The sequence below is a fragment of the Erythrobacter colymbi genome (assembly GCF_002155685.1).
Lineage (GTDB): Bacteria > Pseudomonadota > Alphaproteobacteria > Sphingomonadales > Sphingomonadaceae > Erythrobacter > Erythrobacter colymbi.
Window position 1 is genome coordinate 123,355 of the sequence record NZ_MUYK01000005.1, and the last position, 15,298, is coordinate 138,652.

The window sequence follows — 15,298 nt, forward strand, 5'->3', positions numbered from 1 at the left end:
GAGTGGCATCAAGAACCTTGAAAAAACCGCAGAATTCTGCCATTTTTGGCGGGATTTTGATGCCGCGTGTTTCACGCTGTTTCAGGCCGTGCCCCCACAATCAGGGGCATGGAGCGGGGCATATGCCCCCTCATGCCCCTTTCTGGCGAAAGGTCATGCCCCCAAATGTCACTGACAGCCTTGCAAATCCGAGCTTTTTCGCCCGGTGCTGCCGCCTACAAGCGCGCCGATGAGCGCGGCCTCTACCTTGAAATCTTCCCCAACGGCTCGAAGCTCTGGCGGTTGAAGTATTATGTAGGCGGCAAGGAAAAGAGGATCGCTCTTGGTGCCTGGCCCGAAGTTAGTCTTCAAGCGGCGCGCCTTGAGCGCGACGAACTCAGGCTGCGTATTGCCAAGGGCGAAGACCCTGCTTTGACGCGGAAGAAGAACAAGGCGACGGCCAAAATCAGCGCCGCCAACACCTTCGAGTCGGTCGCCCGAGAGTATATCGAGAACAAGATGGTCGGCGAAGGCCGCGCCGAGGCCACCCTGCTCAAGGCCCGATGGTTCCTCGATCTGCTCAAGCCTGCGATCGGGCACATGCCGATTTCGGATGTCGACCCGCAAATGATGCTGGCCCCGCTCAAGAAGCTGGAAGCGCGGGGCAACCGTGAGACCGCCAAGAAGTACCGCTCTTTCGCGAGCCGCGTGTTCCGATATGGCGCGGCCACTGGCCGCTGCACCACGGACCCAACGGCGATCCTCAAAGGCGCACTGCTGACGCCGCAAGCGCGGCACTATGCGGCCATCCTCGAACCGGAGAAGCTGGGCGAGCTTCTGCGCGCCATCGATGCGTTCGAATGCTACCCGATCACCAAACTGGCGTTGAAAGTCGCCCCGCACATTTTCGTTCGACCGGGCGAGATGCGGCATGGCGAGTGGCAAGAGATCGACTTCGAGAAGGCGATCTGGACGATCCCCGCAGGGAAGATGAAGGCGCGGCGTACACACGCAGTGCCCCTATCGCGCCAAGTGCTCGAACTGCTCGGGGAGCTAAAGGCGATCACAGGGGGGCAAGGCTACATCTTCCCCGCCTTCCACACACGCCTGCGCCCGATGAGCGAGAACACGATCAACGCATCGTTGCGGCGCATGGGCTACAGCAAGGACGAAATGACGGCGCACGGGTTCCGCTCGACGGCCTCGACCATGCTCAACGAAAGTGGGCTCTGGCACCCCGATGCCATCGAACGCGCGCTTGCCCATGGAGACAGCAACGCGATCCGTGGAACCTACAATCGGGGACAGTACTGGGACGAGCGGGTCAAGATGGCACAGTGGTGGAGCGACTATCTGGATGCTTTGAGAACAGGCAACGCAGCCGATTAGGCGACCATCCGGAGCAGCACCAACGCAATCAGTTGGAGCTAGCGGCAATCAAACAATACTACTGTCCGCTTCATTTGAGCACCAAATGACTTGCCCCTGACGGAACCAGAAATGCGACCCGCAATCCTTCTTTCGCCAGACAGAGGGAAACAAGGTGGCCGTTCCGTCCTGGTGCTGGGTCAGCTCCCAGCAGGGCCGATCATCTGGCAGCAGGTTCATGTGCAAGATCCGCTCGCAACCACACGGGCAGAGCATAGCTGCTTGTTCGAGAAAGCCGTCCTCCTCGACGACGTAGATTACCTCGGCAGTGAGCGATTCAGGGAGCGCTTCATGTACCACCATGGTGCGATAGGGGGCCGATTTTTGTCCGTACTTGCCGCCTACAAAAAGGCGGACAAGCCGACGCCACGCTGTCAAAAGCCACTTCATCATTTCGACTTCTCAGAGAGTTCGATCATGCGCAGCAACGGTCGTACATCACCTTTGCCGACATGGGGCTCCAGCAGCTCACAGGATGCATCATGACGCTCGTACATCAGTTCCATACTGGCCAGACTGAAGGTGACCGATCCATATTCGCCGTTAGCCTCTTCTCTAAAAGGATGAAGTCTTGCGAGAAATTCATTCACGGCAAGCGATGCTGCGAACATATTTACACTGATGACGGCAGGTCGATGACCCTGAACCCCAGCAATGTAGCCATCGCCCAACTGCTGCGCATGTGCCGCAGGATCGGTGCGGCGCAATCCGGCATCACCGACTTGCTTCAAAGTAAAGAGCTCCCGCGTGACGAGGCTGGACTTACCGGGAAGGAGGTAATGAACGGTGCCGCAGACTTCCCGAATCTTACCCTTGGTCGCGCCCTCTCGCACCGCATCGAGGCGAACACCGATATCAAAATAGGGCTGGAGGTAGAACGTCGCGAGCGTGTTCAAGAGATAGCGGCCATCAATGGTGTCCATGCAGCCGAAGACGATATCGCATTGTGCAACCTCGCGCACCACATCGGGCGACCATAGATTGCCAGTGACCCGAATAACCCGCGTGCCAAGCCCGGCACGGTCGATGGCGCCGCCCATCACATCAGTTTTGGGGCGCTTTTGCGCCGCATCGCCCATGGTCGAATTGAGGATGCGATTGACGTTGCGTTCTTCGATATGATCGTCATCAACGAGGACAAGTTCGCCAACGCCCAGGCGAAATAGCTGCTCGATAACGGGGCTGCCGGTGCCGGAACAGCCGACCACGGCAATCGACAACCGTTGCAGTCGTTCAATCGTGCCTTCGTCAAAGATTTGAGCATGGGATGCAGCAAAGCTGGGGACCGTTGCGTCACCGCCTGCCGGATACCAAAACTGGAAATCGTCACCAATGACACTGATACATGCGATGGGCACAAGAGCATCATCGGTCAGCACACGTCCGAAGATTTCGCCCGTTGGCAGCATGATCGCACTGCCGTGGGGCACATCAAGACCGGTGAATCCTCGCACCATCGGCAAAAGCTGACCATCGCTCACATCATCGGTGGTCGAAAAAGCGGGATAGCCAGTAGGATAGCTGTGAATCTTGATGAAGCTCAAGCTTTCGGCCTCTGCGCGGCCAAGAACTCCCTCGATGGCATCGGTTTGCCATGTCACACTCACCGCCGTTCGGTCGCAATGCGCATGGGGTATCTCTTCGATCTCGCGAACCAGCAGCCGATGCCGCCGGTCGCCGTCACGGCGCCCGCAGAGAAGAACCGCCACCGCTTCCTTACCGTCGCCGGGGAAAAGATGGGCCTGCAAGCGACGGTGCTGATCCGACGTCATCGTCAGAGTGATGGGCGGGCTCATTTCTCGAACTCCCGCTGCAACCAATCTTCAATCAACACGATGTGCGTGCCCAGACTATCAATGGTCGGCTTCCAAGGATTCTGCGCCGTGCGATGGCGTGACCACCGCTGATAGGTGATGCCGACAATCTGTTGGACCGCCTGCGTCGCTCCAATCGCGCGACCATCGATACGGGCCAGTGCCGGGTGGAAATAGACCATGTCCAACGGTGTGATGGGATACCCCGTTTCCAGCCGAATTGCGGCAGTGACGGTCTTGTGATTGTAGCCTTCGTGCGTGGGGAAGTCGTGGATCAGCACCCAATGGGAGCCATCCACGACCGTTTCCCAAGGCAGGCCGTAGTCGTTGAGGAGTTGCTCGTCTTCGGGCAACAGATCGAACTGCCGACGCATGACCCTCAGCCTTCCGTCTGATCGCGCGGCAGAGCCTTGAACTTCTCAATTCCGGGGCGACGGAGATCGACCTTTTCATCGAGCTCAACCTTCTGCAACCGCTGCCCGGCGACCTTGACGCGCAGGGTGTATTCCTGCGGCGGCACCAAACCGGCCAGTTCGAGCACTTCACGGCCCGTGATGTAGCGATCATGCGAGACGAACGGATCACCGTTCACTTTGAACTTGTACCCCCGGCAGCGGGGCGGTGCTTCCCCACGGCGGGCGTAATCTTCCAGATCGGCGATTTCTTCCGAGATTTCCTCGCGGATCGCTTCAACGATTTCGTTGGGCGACCCGTCTTCCGTCACTTCCTTAGTCATTCGGAGCTCCATGGGCTGGCGATGTACAGCAGGCTTCGTTGCCTACACGCTTAATCTACGCAGCTTGCTAAGTATGTCAAGCAACATCTAGCACGCTTGACGCGCTTAGCAGAATGCCTATGATTCGACTTGGCGGAATTCGCCTTGAACCCACAGCTAGGAGGACCGATGAGTGACGAAACCGATGGGGGAAAAAGGGGTGAGGCGTTGGGGATTTACCTCAAAAGCCTACGGTCAGGAACAGGCCTAACCCTTCGAGAAGTCGAAGATGCGACCGGCAAAGAAGTTTCCAACGCCTACCTAAGCCAATTGGAAAATGGTCACATAGCCAAGCCTTCGCCAAACGTTCTGCACTCTTTAGCCAGTGTCTATAAAGTGCCCTACGCGAAGCTAATGGAGCGGGCAGGCTACATTTCACCGACAGCCAGAACTTCCAACACCGCCAAACATGGACGTGCCGCGACATTCTCGATTGAAAATCTGACGCTGGATGAGGAAAAGGAACTGTTGCAATATCTTTCCTTTGTCCGACAGAAAGCCAAATCTTGATCAAACCAGATGATAGCCGTCTAACCCGGGCTCAATATGCAAAGGTAAGATCCGAAGCCGAGCGCGCCTTGTCACTGGCAGGCGCGCTTGGTCGTTTTCCGACGCCGATTGACGACATCATGGCCGCCGCCAACGTCGAGGAGGTGAAAGAAGATGTTCTCAACGAAAGCTTCATTCTGAAACTTCGCAAGCAGGCCAGTGGCGCGCTCAAGTCCGCGCTGAGCAAAGTGATCGGTCTGTTCGATGCAAAGGCGAGGCTCGTTTTCATTGATCGCAGCTTACACGTCGTAAAACAGATGTTTGTGAGGCTGCATGAAACGGGCCACGCCTTCATGGCATGGCAGCGTGATCTTTACGCCGTGGTCGAAGACTGCGACCAGACCATCGAACCGAGCACCGCCGATCTTTTCGACCGCGAAGCAAACGTCTTTGCATCAGAGGTGGTATTTCAGCTCGACGGATTCACCAAGGAGGCAGAAGAAAAAGAATTTGGCATTCTGGTGCCGGTCAACTTGAGCAAACGGTATGGCGCGTCGATTTATTCTTCCGTGCGCCGGTACGTCTCTCACAACTGGCGGGCTTGCACTGTGCTAGTGCTGAATCCACCCGAGCTTGTTCCTGGTGACGGTTTTCGTGCCTCGCTGCGACGGCATTGCTCATCGCCACGCTTCGCGGAGATTTTTGGCGAGGTCGACTGGCCGCTGGTTTTTACACCGAGCCATCCAATCGGTGCCATGGTTCCGGCCTATGGGCGCAGGATGTCCGGTAAACGAACGATTTCGCTCGTCGACCGAAATGGCGATACTCATGAATGCATCGCCGAGGCATTCACACAGTCTTACCAAGTTTTTGTTTTGATCCATGCAGTAAGCACGCTCACCAAAACCTCCATCATCATGCCGAGTATCAACAAGGCGTAGATGGTGCTTCATAGCTCAGACTTTAAACGCTGGGGCACCTGAAACCGCTGAGTCGTCTCGGACAAAGCCCGAATGCCTTCGGTCGCCACCACCACACTGGCAATCCCCATGGCGCGACGCGCCAGATCATTGAGCCGCGCAATCCGCTCGGCCCGCGTCGGCGCCGCGCCGCTCATGACGCTAGGCTCCCGCCGCATTCGCACAGGCGCATCAGCTCGCCGAAATCCTCGCGCTCGCCCAGCTCATCCGCCAGCTGCTGCACTGCCACCAGCGGCAAGCCGTTGTCGTGCGCAAGCATGCGCAGCCAGTCTTCCCGGCACTCGGCCCCGCATGCGCGGTAATTCAAGATCAGGTCACCCATGGTCCAAACTCCATCCGGCAAAGCCGCAAGCGTCACGCGGCATGCGGCTCTGCCTTCCGGCGAGGATGGGAGGGGGAGGGAAAATCCCAATCGATGCCCTGGCGCGGGCCAGCGGGCGAAGCCCGCCACACGGGGGCGTCTATTGGGGTTTGGGACCGAGAGGGCAAAGCCCTTGGCGTTCCCCTCAAGGATCGCCGCAGCGATCCGCACAAGAACGGCGCCCTTGCACGGCGCGAAGCCGCCGGACGCCCTGCGCGCGGGCCAAGTGGGCCAGCGGGCGTCCGGCAATGAGAGAGGCGAGCGCGCCTGCGGGTCAGCTCAGGAACGCCGCGCCCTCAGGAGCATGGCCACCGGCCATGCGGGACAGCCCGCGTCCTCCAGAAACTCCCGCTCCGCTTGCCCCCGCTCCTGATCGTCACCCGGATGGGCCGGGACTACAGGCCCGGTCCGCCCAGCGGATAGAGCAGGTTGCCCGGCAGGGTAGCGGCAGAAAGTTCCGAGGCAGAAACGCTCGCCCCTCCGGTTGCAGATCACAGGTCTGGGGGCATGTCTCCCAATGAAGGTTGCTTAAGGTCCAGATCGCTATAACATCTTGGCGAACCGATGAATTGCATGAGTTTCCATGTCTTCTGACTCGCCCAAGGCCTCTTCTGACCGAAGGACCGCAGATGCGACGCCTCATGCTGCATCACTGATCCAGAGCCTGCGCGATATCGGTTATTCAGCCGAAACTGCGCTCGCGGACATCATCGACAATTCGATCACTGCAGGTGCCCGCAAGGTCGAGATATTGTCAGACGCGGCTTCGGCGGAGCCTGCGGTAGCTGTTCTCGACGATGGTCGCGGCATGACAATGGTGGAGCTCCTCGAGGCCATGCGCCCCGGGAGCAAGAACCCTCTCGACAGCCGAGCATCCGGCGATCTGGGAAGGTTCGGACTGGGGATGAAAAGCGCCAGTTTTTCCCAGTGCAAGCGGCTCACCGTTGCAACCCGGAAAGACGGAACCACGTCCGCTGCAACGTGGGATCTTGATGAGGTGTCGCGGACCAACAAGTGGGAAGTCGAAATCCACGATGACCTCTCGGGCATTCCGTGGAGCGACATGCTCGGCACGCAGGGTACGTTGGTGGTCTGGCGATCGCTCGACAGGCTCTCCGGGGGGATCGAAAGCGATCACAGGAAGCGGGCGGAACATATCAATCGTCTGCTGGCGGAAGCCGAACGCCACATCAGGTTGGTTTTCCACCGCTTCATGTCGGAAGACAGGCCGCCGCTGGAGATCGCGCTCAATGGCAGACGGCTTGAGCCGCTTGATCCGTTCGGAACGAGATTCCCGAAACATCAGGCCGACAGGCCGGATCGGCTCGAACTCAAGAACGGCTTCGTGGAATTCCAGAGCTTCACGCTGCCACACCACAAGGAAATTCCTCCAGCGGACTGGAACGATCTGGGAGGCCCGGAAGGCCACCTGCGGACGCAGGGCTTCTACGTCTATCGTGGGCGACGTCTCATCATCGCTGGAAGCTGGCTGGGCATGGCGCGGCAGACCGAACTGACAAAGCTGTGCCGCATTCGTGTCGACATTCCGAACACGATGGATTCGGAATGGAAGATAGACGTGAAGAAGGCCTCCGCCCAACTTCCGCCTGCCGTCCGTGAGAGGATGCGCCTGCTCGTGGAAAGGCTCGCGCTTACGTCGAAGCGAACGTACCAGCGTCGGGGCAAGAAACTCGTGGACAGCGAGTATTTCCCTGTCTGGCAGCGTATCCAGCGCGACGGTGCCATCATCTACCGACCCGATCTATCGCATCCCGTCTTTGCGGATTTCGCGGCCAGACTGCCCGACGAGCTGCAGGGTGAATTCGCCAATCTGATTGCACTGATCGGTTCATCGGTTCCGGTAGCTTCACTGCATTCGGATTTCGCAGGATCGCCCGAAGAGGTGAGAGCCGAGGAGGCTGATGAGCAATCGCTTCACCAGCTGGCCGATGCCATGATCCCGAGGCTTGTCGAGCAGGGAATCGAGCGGGAGCGGATTGCTGAAATCCTGTGTCAGATCGAGCCCTTCAAGTCGGCCGCCGCCATGGCCCAAGGCATCATCAACGAGAAATTGGACAGGTATCACAACAATGGCTGACGCCATCACCCAGCTCGATGCAATCGTCTCTCAGCTCATCGCCGGGCCAGACAAGACCCCGACGGAAGAGAGCATTCGCGCTGCAATCTCAACAGTTCGCATGCTCCCCGACTTTTCGGGCATCACCGATGAAGAGGCCGAACGCCTCGCCCGTGAGCTCGAAGAGCGGGTCGGGATCAGCATGGGTATTGGAGCGGTCGTAGGCGCGGTGGACTTCAAGCCATGGCTCAACGACGCCCGGGCGGAAGGCCTGATCGAACCCTATTACTGGAACAGGTACAGAAAGCTCTTGGAGCAGAAGCGCCTGCCGATGGACGTCATCACCTCCACAGACCAGGTAACGGACCGCATCTTGGACCGAATGGGCAACCCCAATGATCTCGGCTCGTGGGATCGAAAGGGGATGGTGGTTGGCCACGTTCAGAGCGGGAAGACGGCGAACTACACCGGTCTCGTCTGCAAGGCGGCTGACGCCGGATATCGCCTCATTGTCGTGATCGCCGGCATTCACAATAACCTGCGCAATCAGACGCAGGCGCGGATCGACGAGGGCTTCATCGGTCGGGACACCGGTCGGCTCGAAAAGAAGGACACCCGAAGCAAGCCCAAGCTGATCGGGGCGGGCATGTTCGATCATCGAAAGGCCCCGGTCAGCCTGACCACGACGCTCAAGGACTTCAACAAGGCTACGGCCACGACGAATACCAGCGAAATTGCGTCTTATGCTGTCCCTGTCGTATTGGTGATCAAGAAGAATTACCGCACGCTTGAAAATCTGATCGATTGGCTGCGAGAGCACAGCACTGGCCGATATTCCGAGATGGTCGATCAGCCGATGCTGCTGATCGATGATGAAGCGGACAATGCCTCGATCAATATTCAGTATGGTCGCGACGAGGTTTCACGCATTAACGGCCAGATAAGAGACCTGCTCGGCCTGTTTCGGCGCAGCTGCTATGTCGGCTACACCGCTACACCCTTCGCCAATATCTTCATCGATCCCGACAAGGATGACGAGGTCTACAAGCAGGATCTCTTTCCGAGGGATTTCATCATCGGCCTCGACGCGCCGACGAACTATTTCGGTGCCCGCAAGGTCTTCATCGACGGCATGCCGGACGATGATGCCGAGCGACCAGACTACCTCCGCTACATTGATGACAATGGCGACCTGCTGCCCGTCAAGCATACAATCGGGCATGAAATTACTGCCTTGCCTGACAGTATGCTCGACGCTCTGCGATGCTTCATTGTTGCGCGCGCGATCCGGAATCTCAGAGGCCAGAAGGGCCAGCACGCGTCCATGCTCGTCAACGCGTCGCGTTTCACCGGCATCCAGAATGTACTCAAGAACAGGCTGCACCAGCATCTCAAGGCAATCGAAGATGCCGTGCGCGTCGATGGCGCCAAGGTCGATGCAGACCTGAATCCGGAGATTGCCGAGCTGAAGCGTTGCTGGGCTAACGAATATCGGGATGCATGGCCGGAATGGGACTCGATACGGCGGGCTCTGCTCCCCGTGGTCGCGTCGGCGATGGTCATCGCCGTGAACTCGTCATCATCCGAAAGCCTCGATTACGAGGCCGGGGGCGAAAATGGGCTGACGGTGATTGCGGTAGGCGGCTTCTCGCTATCGCGCGGTTTGACTCTGGAAGGCCTGACAGTCTCGTATTTTCTGCGTAACTCGCTTATGTACGACACACTCATGCAGATGGGTCGATGGTTCGGTTATCGCCAGAACTACGAGGACTTATGCCGCATCTGGATCCTGCGTGAAGCAGCCTCGTGGTATGCCCACATCGCAGAAGCCACCGAGGAATTGCAGCTGGAACTGAAGAAGATGGAGCGTGCCAATGCCACGCCAAAGGAATTCGGCTTGGCGGTGCGCAGCCACCCAAGTGCGCTGATGGTGACGGCGAGGAACAAGATGGGATCGGGTCAGAAGCACCTGATGGTCGGCCTGTCCAACAACTTCGTGGAAACAACTCGTCTTGGCGCAGCAAATGCGAGCCTCGTTCATAACCGCAAAGTGCGCGACAAGCTGCTGAGCTCGCTTTCGGAGAATGGCTTCACCCAAACGTCCTCGCTTCCCGCATCCGGCGGCATGCTGCTTTCCAGAGTGCCAGTTTCTCTCATTGATGACTTCCTGCGCGACTTCGAAAATCATCAGGATTCTGTGCTCTCCGCTACTGACCCGATCCGCAGGTACATCTCCGATCGCAAGGATGATGAATTGGCACACTGGGACGTGCTTGTTGCATCGCTCCGCGGCTCTGACGGTACCCAACCGCTGGAAATAGAAGGTTGGAAGATCAATCCGATCAGTCGCGCCATCGGTCCGGATGATCTCAGGAATGGGATCTTCACGATCAGTGGATCGAGCGCGCGTGTGGCATCTCGCGGAATGGAAAAGGCGGGGCTTTCGGCAGAGCGCGCCCGGTTGGCAGAAGCGGATTATCGTGAGGAAAAAAGCTTATCCGCCGATGCCAAGGTGAACTTTCCGGACCGGGTCTATCGTGCCCGGCGAGAGCGCGCCCTATTCCTCCTGTTCAACGTGAGGATCAAGAATGATGGCGTTGATGCTCGTGATCTGCAAAGAATCCCCGGCGAACCGGTTGTCGGGTGGGGGATCAGCTTCCCACCATCTGCCCGACCCGACCAGAAGGTGGAGTACATTCTGAACACCACCAAACTTCGCGAGCTCTTCGGGGAAGAGGATAACGACGAGGACCTGCCCGATGACGAGGAATGATGACCCGTGGGACGGGCTCGGTTCCGGTGGAATCGATGCGAGGCGAGTTAATCCGGCCAGCCCTCACGATTTTTTCTGGGTCGTTTCCGCCAAGGACGAGCCTGGGCTGCTTCTACGGCTGTCGGCAGACACAGCCGAGATCAAGCCTTTGCCAAGACTTCGTTCGCTCGATCTCGCGTATCGCAATGTTGCGGGCCACAAATCTCTCGTGCTGCTGCTCAGGGACGAAGAGCAGCGAGAACTGTTTGGCAGCCTCTGCACGGACATCGTTGCGGCTGGGGATGCCGGGAGCGACAACCGTGATGCCCTGAACCGCGCCATTCGTCGCACCATGCGATGGCATCATTTGCTTCGCGGCGGGAAGAACGGGCTTCTATCGCTAGAGGAGCAACGCGGGCTCCTGGGCGAATTGCAATTCCTTCTGCATCTGATCGACCTGATCGGCCCAAGAGCAGCGATCGAGGCGTGGAAGGGGCCCCTTGGCTCTTCCAAGGATTTCGAGCTCGACGGGTGTCTGTGGAAGTGAAGGCAAGTCGCGGGGCGGCCAAGCCGTTCGTGCAAATCTCTTCGGAAGATCAGCTCTCGGATGTCGACGGCTGCCGCTTGTTCCTTGTCGTGAGTGCCATCGATGCCGTCGTGAAGCCGAACGGCCTCACACTGACCGATTATGTGTCGGAATTCGAGAAGCTCTACGCGGTGCTCGATCCGGAGGCTTACGCGCTCTGGGAAGAAGCCATCATGGCAACGGGCTTCGACTTCGAGGATGACTACTCGGACCGTCGCTGGAATATCGGCAAGAACCTCCACTTCGAAGTGGCGGAGGGCTTTCCCCGGATAGCCAATCCGCCGCCTACAGGCGTGTCGTCCGTACGCTACAGCATCAGCCTTGATGCCTGCTCCGAGTTCGCCGTTGAGGAAGAGGTGCTGGATCGTCTGGTAGCCGAAAGGCATGGCCCATGGACGAACTGACCGAATATCACCGCCAGCTGATGGCGGAAATCCAGGGTGATGCTGATGCCATGGGGCTCATCACCAGCGAGGCGTTCCTAGAAAAGATTGCGGATGTGCTGGACGAAGCCGGTGAGGTGACGTCGCTCTCGCAATGCTATTACGAAGGGAAATTCGGCTCGAAGGCTGTGCAGGTGGATGCCTATGCATGGGACCCCACCGATGAAGAAGGCGTCCTGAGCGTTGTGATCTGCGATCTTGCGCTCTCTGAGCAACCGCAGTCAATCGACAAGACGGAAATCAGCCGCCTCCTGAAGCGCCTCGTCGAGTTCGTGGTGGCGGCCAAGACCCGTGATTTTCGGGAGAATCTGGAAGAAACGAGCAACGGCTTTGTTCTCAGCGACCTGATCGCGCGGGCATGGAAGCAGATCAACAAGATCAAGCTGATCCTTGTCACCAACCGCATCAACAAGTCCCGCACCGACGCGCAGTCGGTCGGTGCAATTGGCGGAATTCCCGTCACGTCGAATGTCTGGGACCTTCCTCGCATTCACCGCTTCGTTTCGTCGGGCCAGACGCGGGAAGACCTCGTAGTCGATTTCGCCGAGACGTTCGGGGAGCCGGTTCCGGTGCTCAAGGCGTCCTATGACGGCGCTCCGTTCGAAAGCTACATCGCCGTGATCCCGGGCGCACAGCTGGCGGAAATCTACGAGAAGTGGGGCGCGCGATTGCTGGAGGCGAACGTGCGGAGCTTCCTGCAGGCGCGAAACAAGGTCAATCGCGGCATTCGCGACACCATCCGCGATGACCCCAACATGTTCTTTTCCTACAACAACGGGCTGACAGCGACAGCCGAGTCAGTCGAGATCGCCGACATTGGCGAAGGTCTCTTCCTTATGTCGGCCAGCAACTTCCAGATCGTGAACGGCGGGCAAACGACGGCTTCGATCCATGCGGCCCGCAAACTGGCCCCCGAGCAACTCAAGGACGTCTTTGTCCAGATGAAGCTGACGGTGGTGCCATCGGAAAAGGCGGAAGACATTGTCCCGTTGATCTCGCAGTTCGCGAACAGCCAGAACAAGGTCAACGCTGCGGATTTCTTTGCGAACCATCCATTCCATGTGCGGATCGAGGAGTTCTCGCGCCGTATCCTCGCGCCCTCAGGGGATGAAGGTTACCGGGAAACCAAGTGGTTTTATGAGCGCGCCCGTGGGCAATTCGCGGATGAGCGCGGTCGGCGCTCGATTGGGGATCGGAAGAAGTTCGATGCCGAGTTTCCGCGCTCCCAGTTTTTCACGAAAACCGATCTCGCGAAGTTCGAGAATTCCTATCGTTGCCTTCCCCACGAGGTCAGCCTCGGCGCACAGAAGAACTTCGGCAAACTGGCGCAACTGGTCGGGGCAGACTGGGAGAAGAAAAAGGATTCCTATGATGAGGTCTGGTTCAAGCGGCTGATTGCCAAGGCAATCATATTCCGGAATCTCGAAAAGCTCGTCCCGCAGCAGGAATGGTACGCAGGCGGCTATCGCGCCAACATCGTGACCTACGCGCTCGCCAAGATCGTCCATGACGCGGATCAGAAGCAGAAGCTCCTCGATCTCGACCGAGTATGGGCATTGCAGCGCGTGCCTTCAAACCTCGAGCGTGCGTGTCTTGCCGCTGCGCAAGCGGCCAATGCGGTCATCACGAATCCTCCCTCCGGCATACGCAACATGAGCGAGTGGGCAAAGAAGCAGGCCTGCTGGGCTGATCTCGCGAAGCGACCGGTCGATTATGGCGAGGACTTCTGGGAAAGCCTGATCGATCCTGCCGAAGCGCAGGCTGCGACGCGTAGCGCGAGACAGGCTCGTCAGCTCACGTCCGGGATCGAGGCACAGAGAGAGGTGGTTGTGCAAGGCGCAGACTACTGGAAAAGTCTGCTAGAATTCGGAAAGTCGATCAGAAAACTGACAGTCAAGGAGCAGGGCATTCTCAGGGCCTGCGCGCAGCTACCCCACAGAATTCCGAGCGAGAAGCAGTCACTGGCTGCGCTCGCGATCGCAGACAAGCTGGAGCAGTTCTACCCGAAAGACAGCTGACGGGCGGGCTTTCGTGCCTTCCTTTGGTCCGCTTGAGACAGGATCTGCAGGAGCAATTCTCCGATCTGTCGCGCCAACAGCGGCGGAACAGCATTGCCGACCTGCACATACTGCTGGGTCCTGTTGCCCTCGAAATAGTAATTGTCGGGGAAGGTCTGGAGCCGAGCGGCCTCGCGAACTGTAAGGCTCCGGCACTGCAACGGGTCCGGGTGGATGAAATAGTGTCCGTCCTTCGAGATATGGCTCGTCACTGTAGTCGAGGGAGCATCCCACGTCTGGACGCGGAACCGGTCCGCAAACTTGCCTGAATCCCAGTTCCGATGGTTTGGAGCAAGGCCACGAGGGTACTCGTCCGCCTTCGGAGACCGCCCGAACACCTCGGCAAACGTCGATGCAAAGGCGTATCTTGCGAGGTCCCCTTCCATGTGCGCACGCGTTTCATGATTGGGCAGGACAGGCAATCTCTCGTCGCAAAGCCAAGCCCCAAGGAAATTGTCCCTGACCGGCGTTACCACTGTGCTTGACCGCGGGGGCAGCTCCTCTGCTGAGGCGATCTGCCGTGAATGATCGGAGAGACGCTTTGCCACCTCGGCGAGCCAGCCACCATCATCACGACTGGCAGAGGCAGCATTCTTGAATGCCTTCACTGCGGCCCGTTGCCAGGATTCGGCGCCATCGGGAGACTTGCTCAACCCGCTTCTGAGCTGTGGCATCCCGGCGAGAACTGATGCAACAGTGGATCGAGCGGGATGAGGGCGCAGCGCGGGTGTTTCCTCATCACTCATCCCAGCCCTGCGAAAGATGTCTGCCCTGATCCCCATGAGGATTACCCGGTGGCGCGCCTGCGGTATCTGAAAATTCTCCGACCTGATTATGTGCCGCACGTGACCGGAGCCTTGATCCGCCACAAGTGGCACCAGTACGTAGCTGTCGGGCTTACCCCCGGCAGCCTTGAGATCGTCAACTATCTTGTCGATCATGCTTTCGCCATCGACCCTTGCTGACAGCATCCCTTTCACATTCTCCATGACAAACGCCACGGGCTGAAGGCGTTTGAGGATACGGATGTATTCCTCGTAGAGGAAATGCCGGTGGTCGCTGGCGGGATCATAGCCTACCTTCCCGCGATTGCGGGCGCGGCCGACCAATGAGTAGGCTTGGCAAGGCGGTCCGCCGATGAGGATCGTGCCGTCAGCCGCGCTCTCACCAATTCGGTCGAGGACGGGGTTCAGCCAGTCGGCAGCCTCGGCGGTGCCAAGTTCGAGCATGGCAGTTTCTTCGCAAGCCGCCTGCCACTCCGCCGAATGTTTTGAAATCAATTCGTCCTTTGAGACATAGCCTGCCAGATAGTCATAATAGGCTTTGGGCGTTTCGGCGAACTGCCTGAAAAACGAACGCAGCCTCAAGGTGGCGAACGCGGATGGCTCCTTTTCGACAGACAGTGCAATCTGGTACGGTTTGCCCCCGCCCGCATCGCGGATGGATGCGAAGCCTTCGGCCAGTCCTCCCGGACCGGCGAAGAGGTCAACCGTCTTGAATTGCTGGCTCATCTGTTCGAACTTCCACTGCGTCATGAGCCTATTACCAGGCTGCCAG

Annotated in this window: 12 protein-coding genes and 2 pseudogenes; 7 read left to right on the plus strand and 7 right to left on the minus strand. The window is 58.5% G+C overall.

Annotated elements, in window-relative coordinates; translation table 11 throughout:
* Nucleotides 1-165 precede the first annotated feature (165 nt).
* Nucleotides 166-1,269, plus strand: a pseudogene (locus BZF57_RS12440) (tyrosine-type recombinase/integrase); the annotation flags it as partial.
* A gap of 147 nt (nt 1,270-1,416) precedes the next feature.
* On the opposite strand, the gene BZF57_RS12445 reads toward BZF57_RS12440, so the two are convergent.
* Genes BZF57_RS12445 through BZF57_RS12460 form a run of 4 tightly spaced genes read right to left on the minus strand, consistent with a single transcriptional unit; the run spans nt 1,417 to nt 3,957 of the window.
* Nucleotides 1,417-1,800, minus strand: a complete 384-nt coding sequence (locus tag BZF57_RS12445; RefSeq protein ID WP_206073251.1) for a ubiquitination-like system serine protease family protein — start codon at nt 1,798-1,800, stop codon at nt 1,417-1,419.
* Nucleotides 1,797-3,203 carry a ThiF family adenylyltransferase gene (locus BZF57_RS12450; RefSeq protein ID WP_206073252.1) on the minus strand — a complete coding sequence of 469 codons (1,407 nt, stop codon included), beginning with the start codon at nt 3,201-3,203 and terminating at the stop codon, nt 1,797-1,799. Before BZF57_RS12450 ends, BZF57_RS12445 begins: the two co-directional genes overlap by 4 nt.
* Complete coding sequence (locus BZF57_RS12455; RefSeq protein WP_086738366.1) at nt 3,200-3,595, minus strand: E2/UBC family protein; 396 nt, start codon at nt 3,593-3,595, stop codon at nt 3,200-3,202. The genes BZF57_RS12450 and BZF57_RS12455 overlap by 4 nt, the downstream gene beginning before the upstream one ends.
* 5 nt (nt 3,596-3,600) lie before the next feature.
* A complete protein-coding gene (locus BZF57_RS12460; protein ID WP_162291006.1) occupies nt 3,601-3,957 on the minus strand; it encodes a multiubiquitin domain-containing protein in 357 nt (118 codons plus the stop codon).
* Nucleotides 3,958-4,125: 168 nt separating this feature from the next.
* Here BZF57_RS12460 and BZF57_RS12465 point away from each other — a divergent pair, with 168 nt between their 5' ends.
* Both BZF57_RS12465 and BZF57_RS12470 read left to right on the plus strand, forming a co-directional pair.
* A complete protein-coding gene (locus BZF57_RS12465) occupies nt 4,126-4,506 on the plus strand; it encodes a helix-turn-helix domain-containing protein (RefSeq protein WP_086738371.1) in 381 nt (126 codons plus the stop codon).
* Nucleotides 4,503-5,426 (plus strand): ImmA/IrrE family metallo-endopeptidase, encoded by a 924-nt coding sequence (locus BZF57_RS12470; RefSeq protein ID WP_143738491.1) that lies wholly within the window; start codon nt 4,503-4,505, stop codon nt 5,424-5,426. Before BZF57_RS12465 ends, BZF57_RS12470 begins: the two co-directional genes overlap by 4 nt.
* 8 nt (nt 5,427-5,434) lie before the next feature.
* On the opposite strand, the gene BZF57_RS21115 is transcribed toward BZF57_RS12470, so the two are convergent.
* Together BZF57_RS21115 and BZF57_RS12475 are read right to left on the minus strand one after the other, a co-directional pair.
* Nucleotides 5,435-5,602, minus strand: a complete 168-nt coding sequence (locus tag BZF57_RS21115) for a hypothetical protein (protein WP_156076254.1) — start codon at nt 5,600-5,602, stop codon at nt 5,435-5,437.
* Nucleotides 5,599-5,787, minus strand: a complete 189-nt coding sequence (locus tag BZF57_RS12475) for a hypothetical protein (RefSeq protein WP_086738377.1) — start codon at nt 5,785-5,787, stop codon at nt 5,599-5,601. Before BZF57_RS12475 ends, BZF57_RS21115 begins: the two co-directional genes overlap by 4 nt.
* A 622-nt stretch (nt 5,788-6,409) precedes the next feature.
* Here BZF57_RS12475 and BZF57_RS12480 point away from each other — a divergent pair.
* From BZF57_RS12480 to BZF57_RS12495, 4 genes and pseudogenes are all read left to right on the plus strand, one after another.
* Nucleotides 6,410-7,924 (plus strand): ATP-binding protein, encoded by a 1,515-nt coding sequence (locus BZF57_RS12480; protein ID WP_086738379.1) that lies wholly within the window; start codon nt 6,410-6,412, stop codon nt 7,922-7,924.
* Nucleotides 7,917-10,676, plus strand: a complete 2,760-nt coding sequence (locus BZF57_RS12485; RefSeq protein ID WP_086738381.1) for a Z1 domain-containing protein — start codon at nt 7,917-7,919, stop codon at nt 10,674-10,676. Before BZF57_RS12480 ends, BZF57_RS12485 begins: the two co-directional genes overlap by 8 nt.
* A pseudogene (locus BZF57_RS12490) lies at nt 10,663-11,645 on the plus strand (PD-(D/E)XK motif protein). Before BZF57_RS12485 ends, BZF57_RS12490 begins: the two are co-directional and overlap by 14 nt.
* The gene (locus BZF57_RS12495; protein ID WP_086738383.1) at nt 11,633-13,702 is read left to right on the plus strand and encodes an AIPR family protein; all 2,070 of its coding nucleotides are present in this window, start codon (nt 11,633-11,635) and stop codon (nt 13,700-13,702) included. Before BZF57_RS12490 ends, BZF57_RS12495 begins: the two are co-directional and overlap by 13 nt.
* Here BZF57_RS12495 and BZF57_RS12500 read toward each other — a convergent pair.
* Complete coding sequence (locus tag BZF57_RS12500; RefSeq protein ID WP_240505969.1) at nt 13,684-15,276, minus strand: DNA cytosine methyltransferase; 1,593 nt, start codon at nt 15,274-15,276, stop codon at nt 13,684-13,686. The genes BZF57_RS12495 and BZF57_RS12500 overlap by 19 nt on opposite strands.
* Between the last annotated feature and the right edge of the window lie 22 nt (nt 15,277-15,298).

Coding starts and splice junctions, on each gene's coding strand:
- BZF57_RS12445 (WP_206073251.1), bottom strand. CDS start 1,800: ATGATGAAGTGGCTTTTGACAGCGTGGCGTCGGCTTGTCCGCCTTTTT.
- BZF57_RS12450 (WP_206073252.1), bottom strand. CDS start 3,203: ATGAGCCCGCCCATCACTCTGACGATGACGTCGGATCAGCACCGTCGC.
- BZF57_RS12455 (WP_086738366.1), bottom strand. CDS start 3,595: ATGCGTCGGCAGTTCGATCTGTTGCCCGAAGACGAGCAACTCCTCAAC.
- BZF57_RS12460 (WP_162291006.1), bottom strand. CDS start 3,957: ATGACTAAGGAAGTGACGGAAGACGGGTCGCCCAACGAAATCGTTGAA.
- BZF57_RS12465 (WP_086738371.1), top strand. CDS start 4,126: ATGAGTGACGAAACCGATGGGGGAAAAAGGGGTGAGGCGTTGGGGATT.
- BZF57_RS21115 (WP_156076254.1), bottom strand. CDS start 5,602: ATGAGCGGCGCGGCGCCGACGCGGGCCGAGCGGATTGCGCGGCTCAAT.
- BZF57_RS12475 (WP_086738377.1), bottom strand. CDS start 5,787: ATGGGTGACCTGATCTTGAATTACCGCGCATGCGGGGCCGAGTGCCGG.
- BZF57_RS12480 (WP_086738379.1), top strand. CDS start 6,410: ATGTCTTCTGACTCGCCCAAGGCCTCTTCTGACCGAAGGACCGCAGAT.
- BZF57_RS12485 (WP_086738381.1), top strand. CDS start 7,917: ATGGCTGACGCCATCACCCAGCTCGATGCAATCGTCTCTCAGCTCATC.
- BZF57_RS12495 (WP_086738383.1), top strand. CDS start 11,633: ATGGACGAACTGACCGAATATCACCGCCAGCTGATGGCGGAAATCCAG.
- BZF57_RS12500 (WP_240505969.1), bottom strand. CDS start 15,276: ATGACGCAGTGGAAGTTCGAACAGATGAGCCAGCAATTCAAGACGGTT.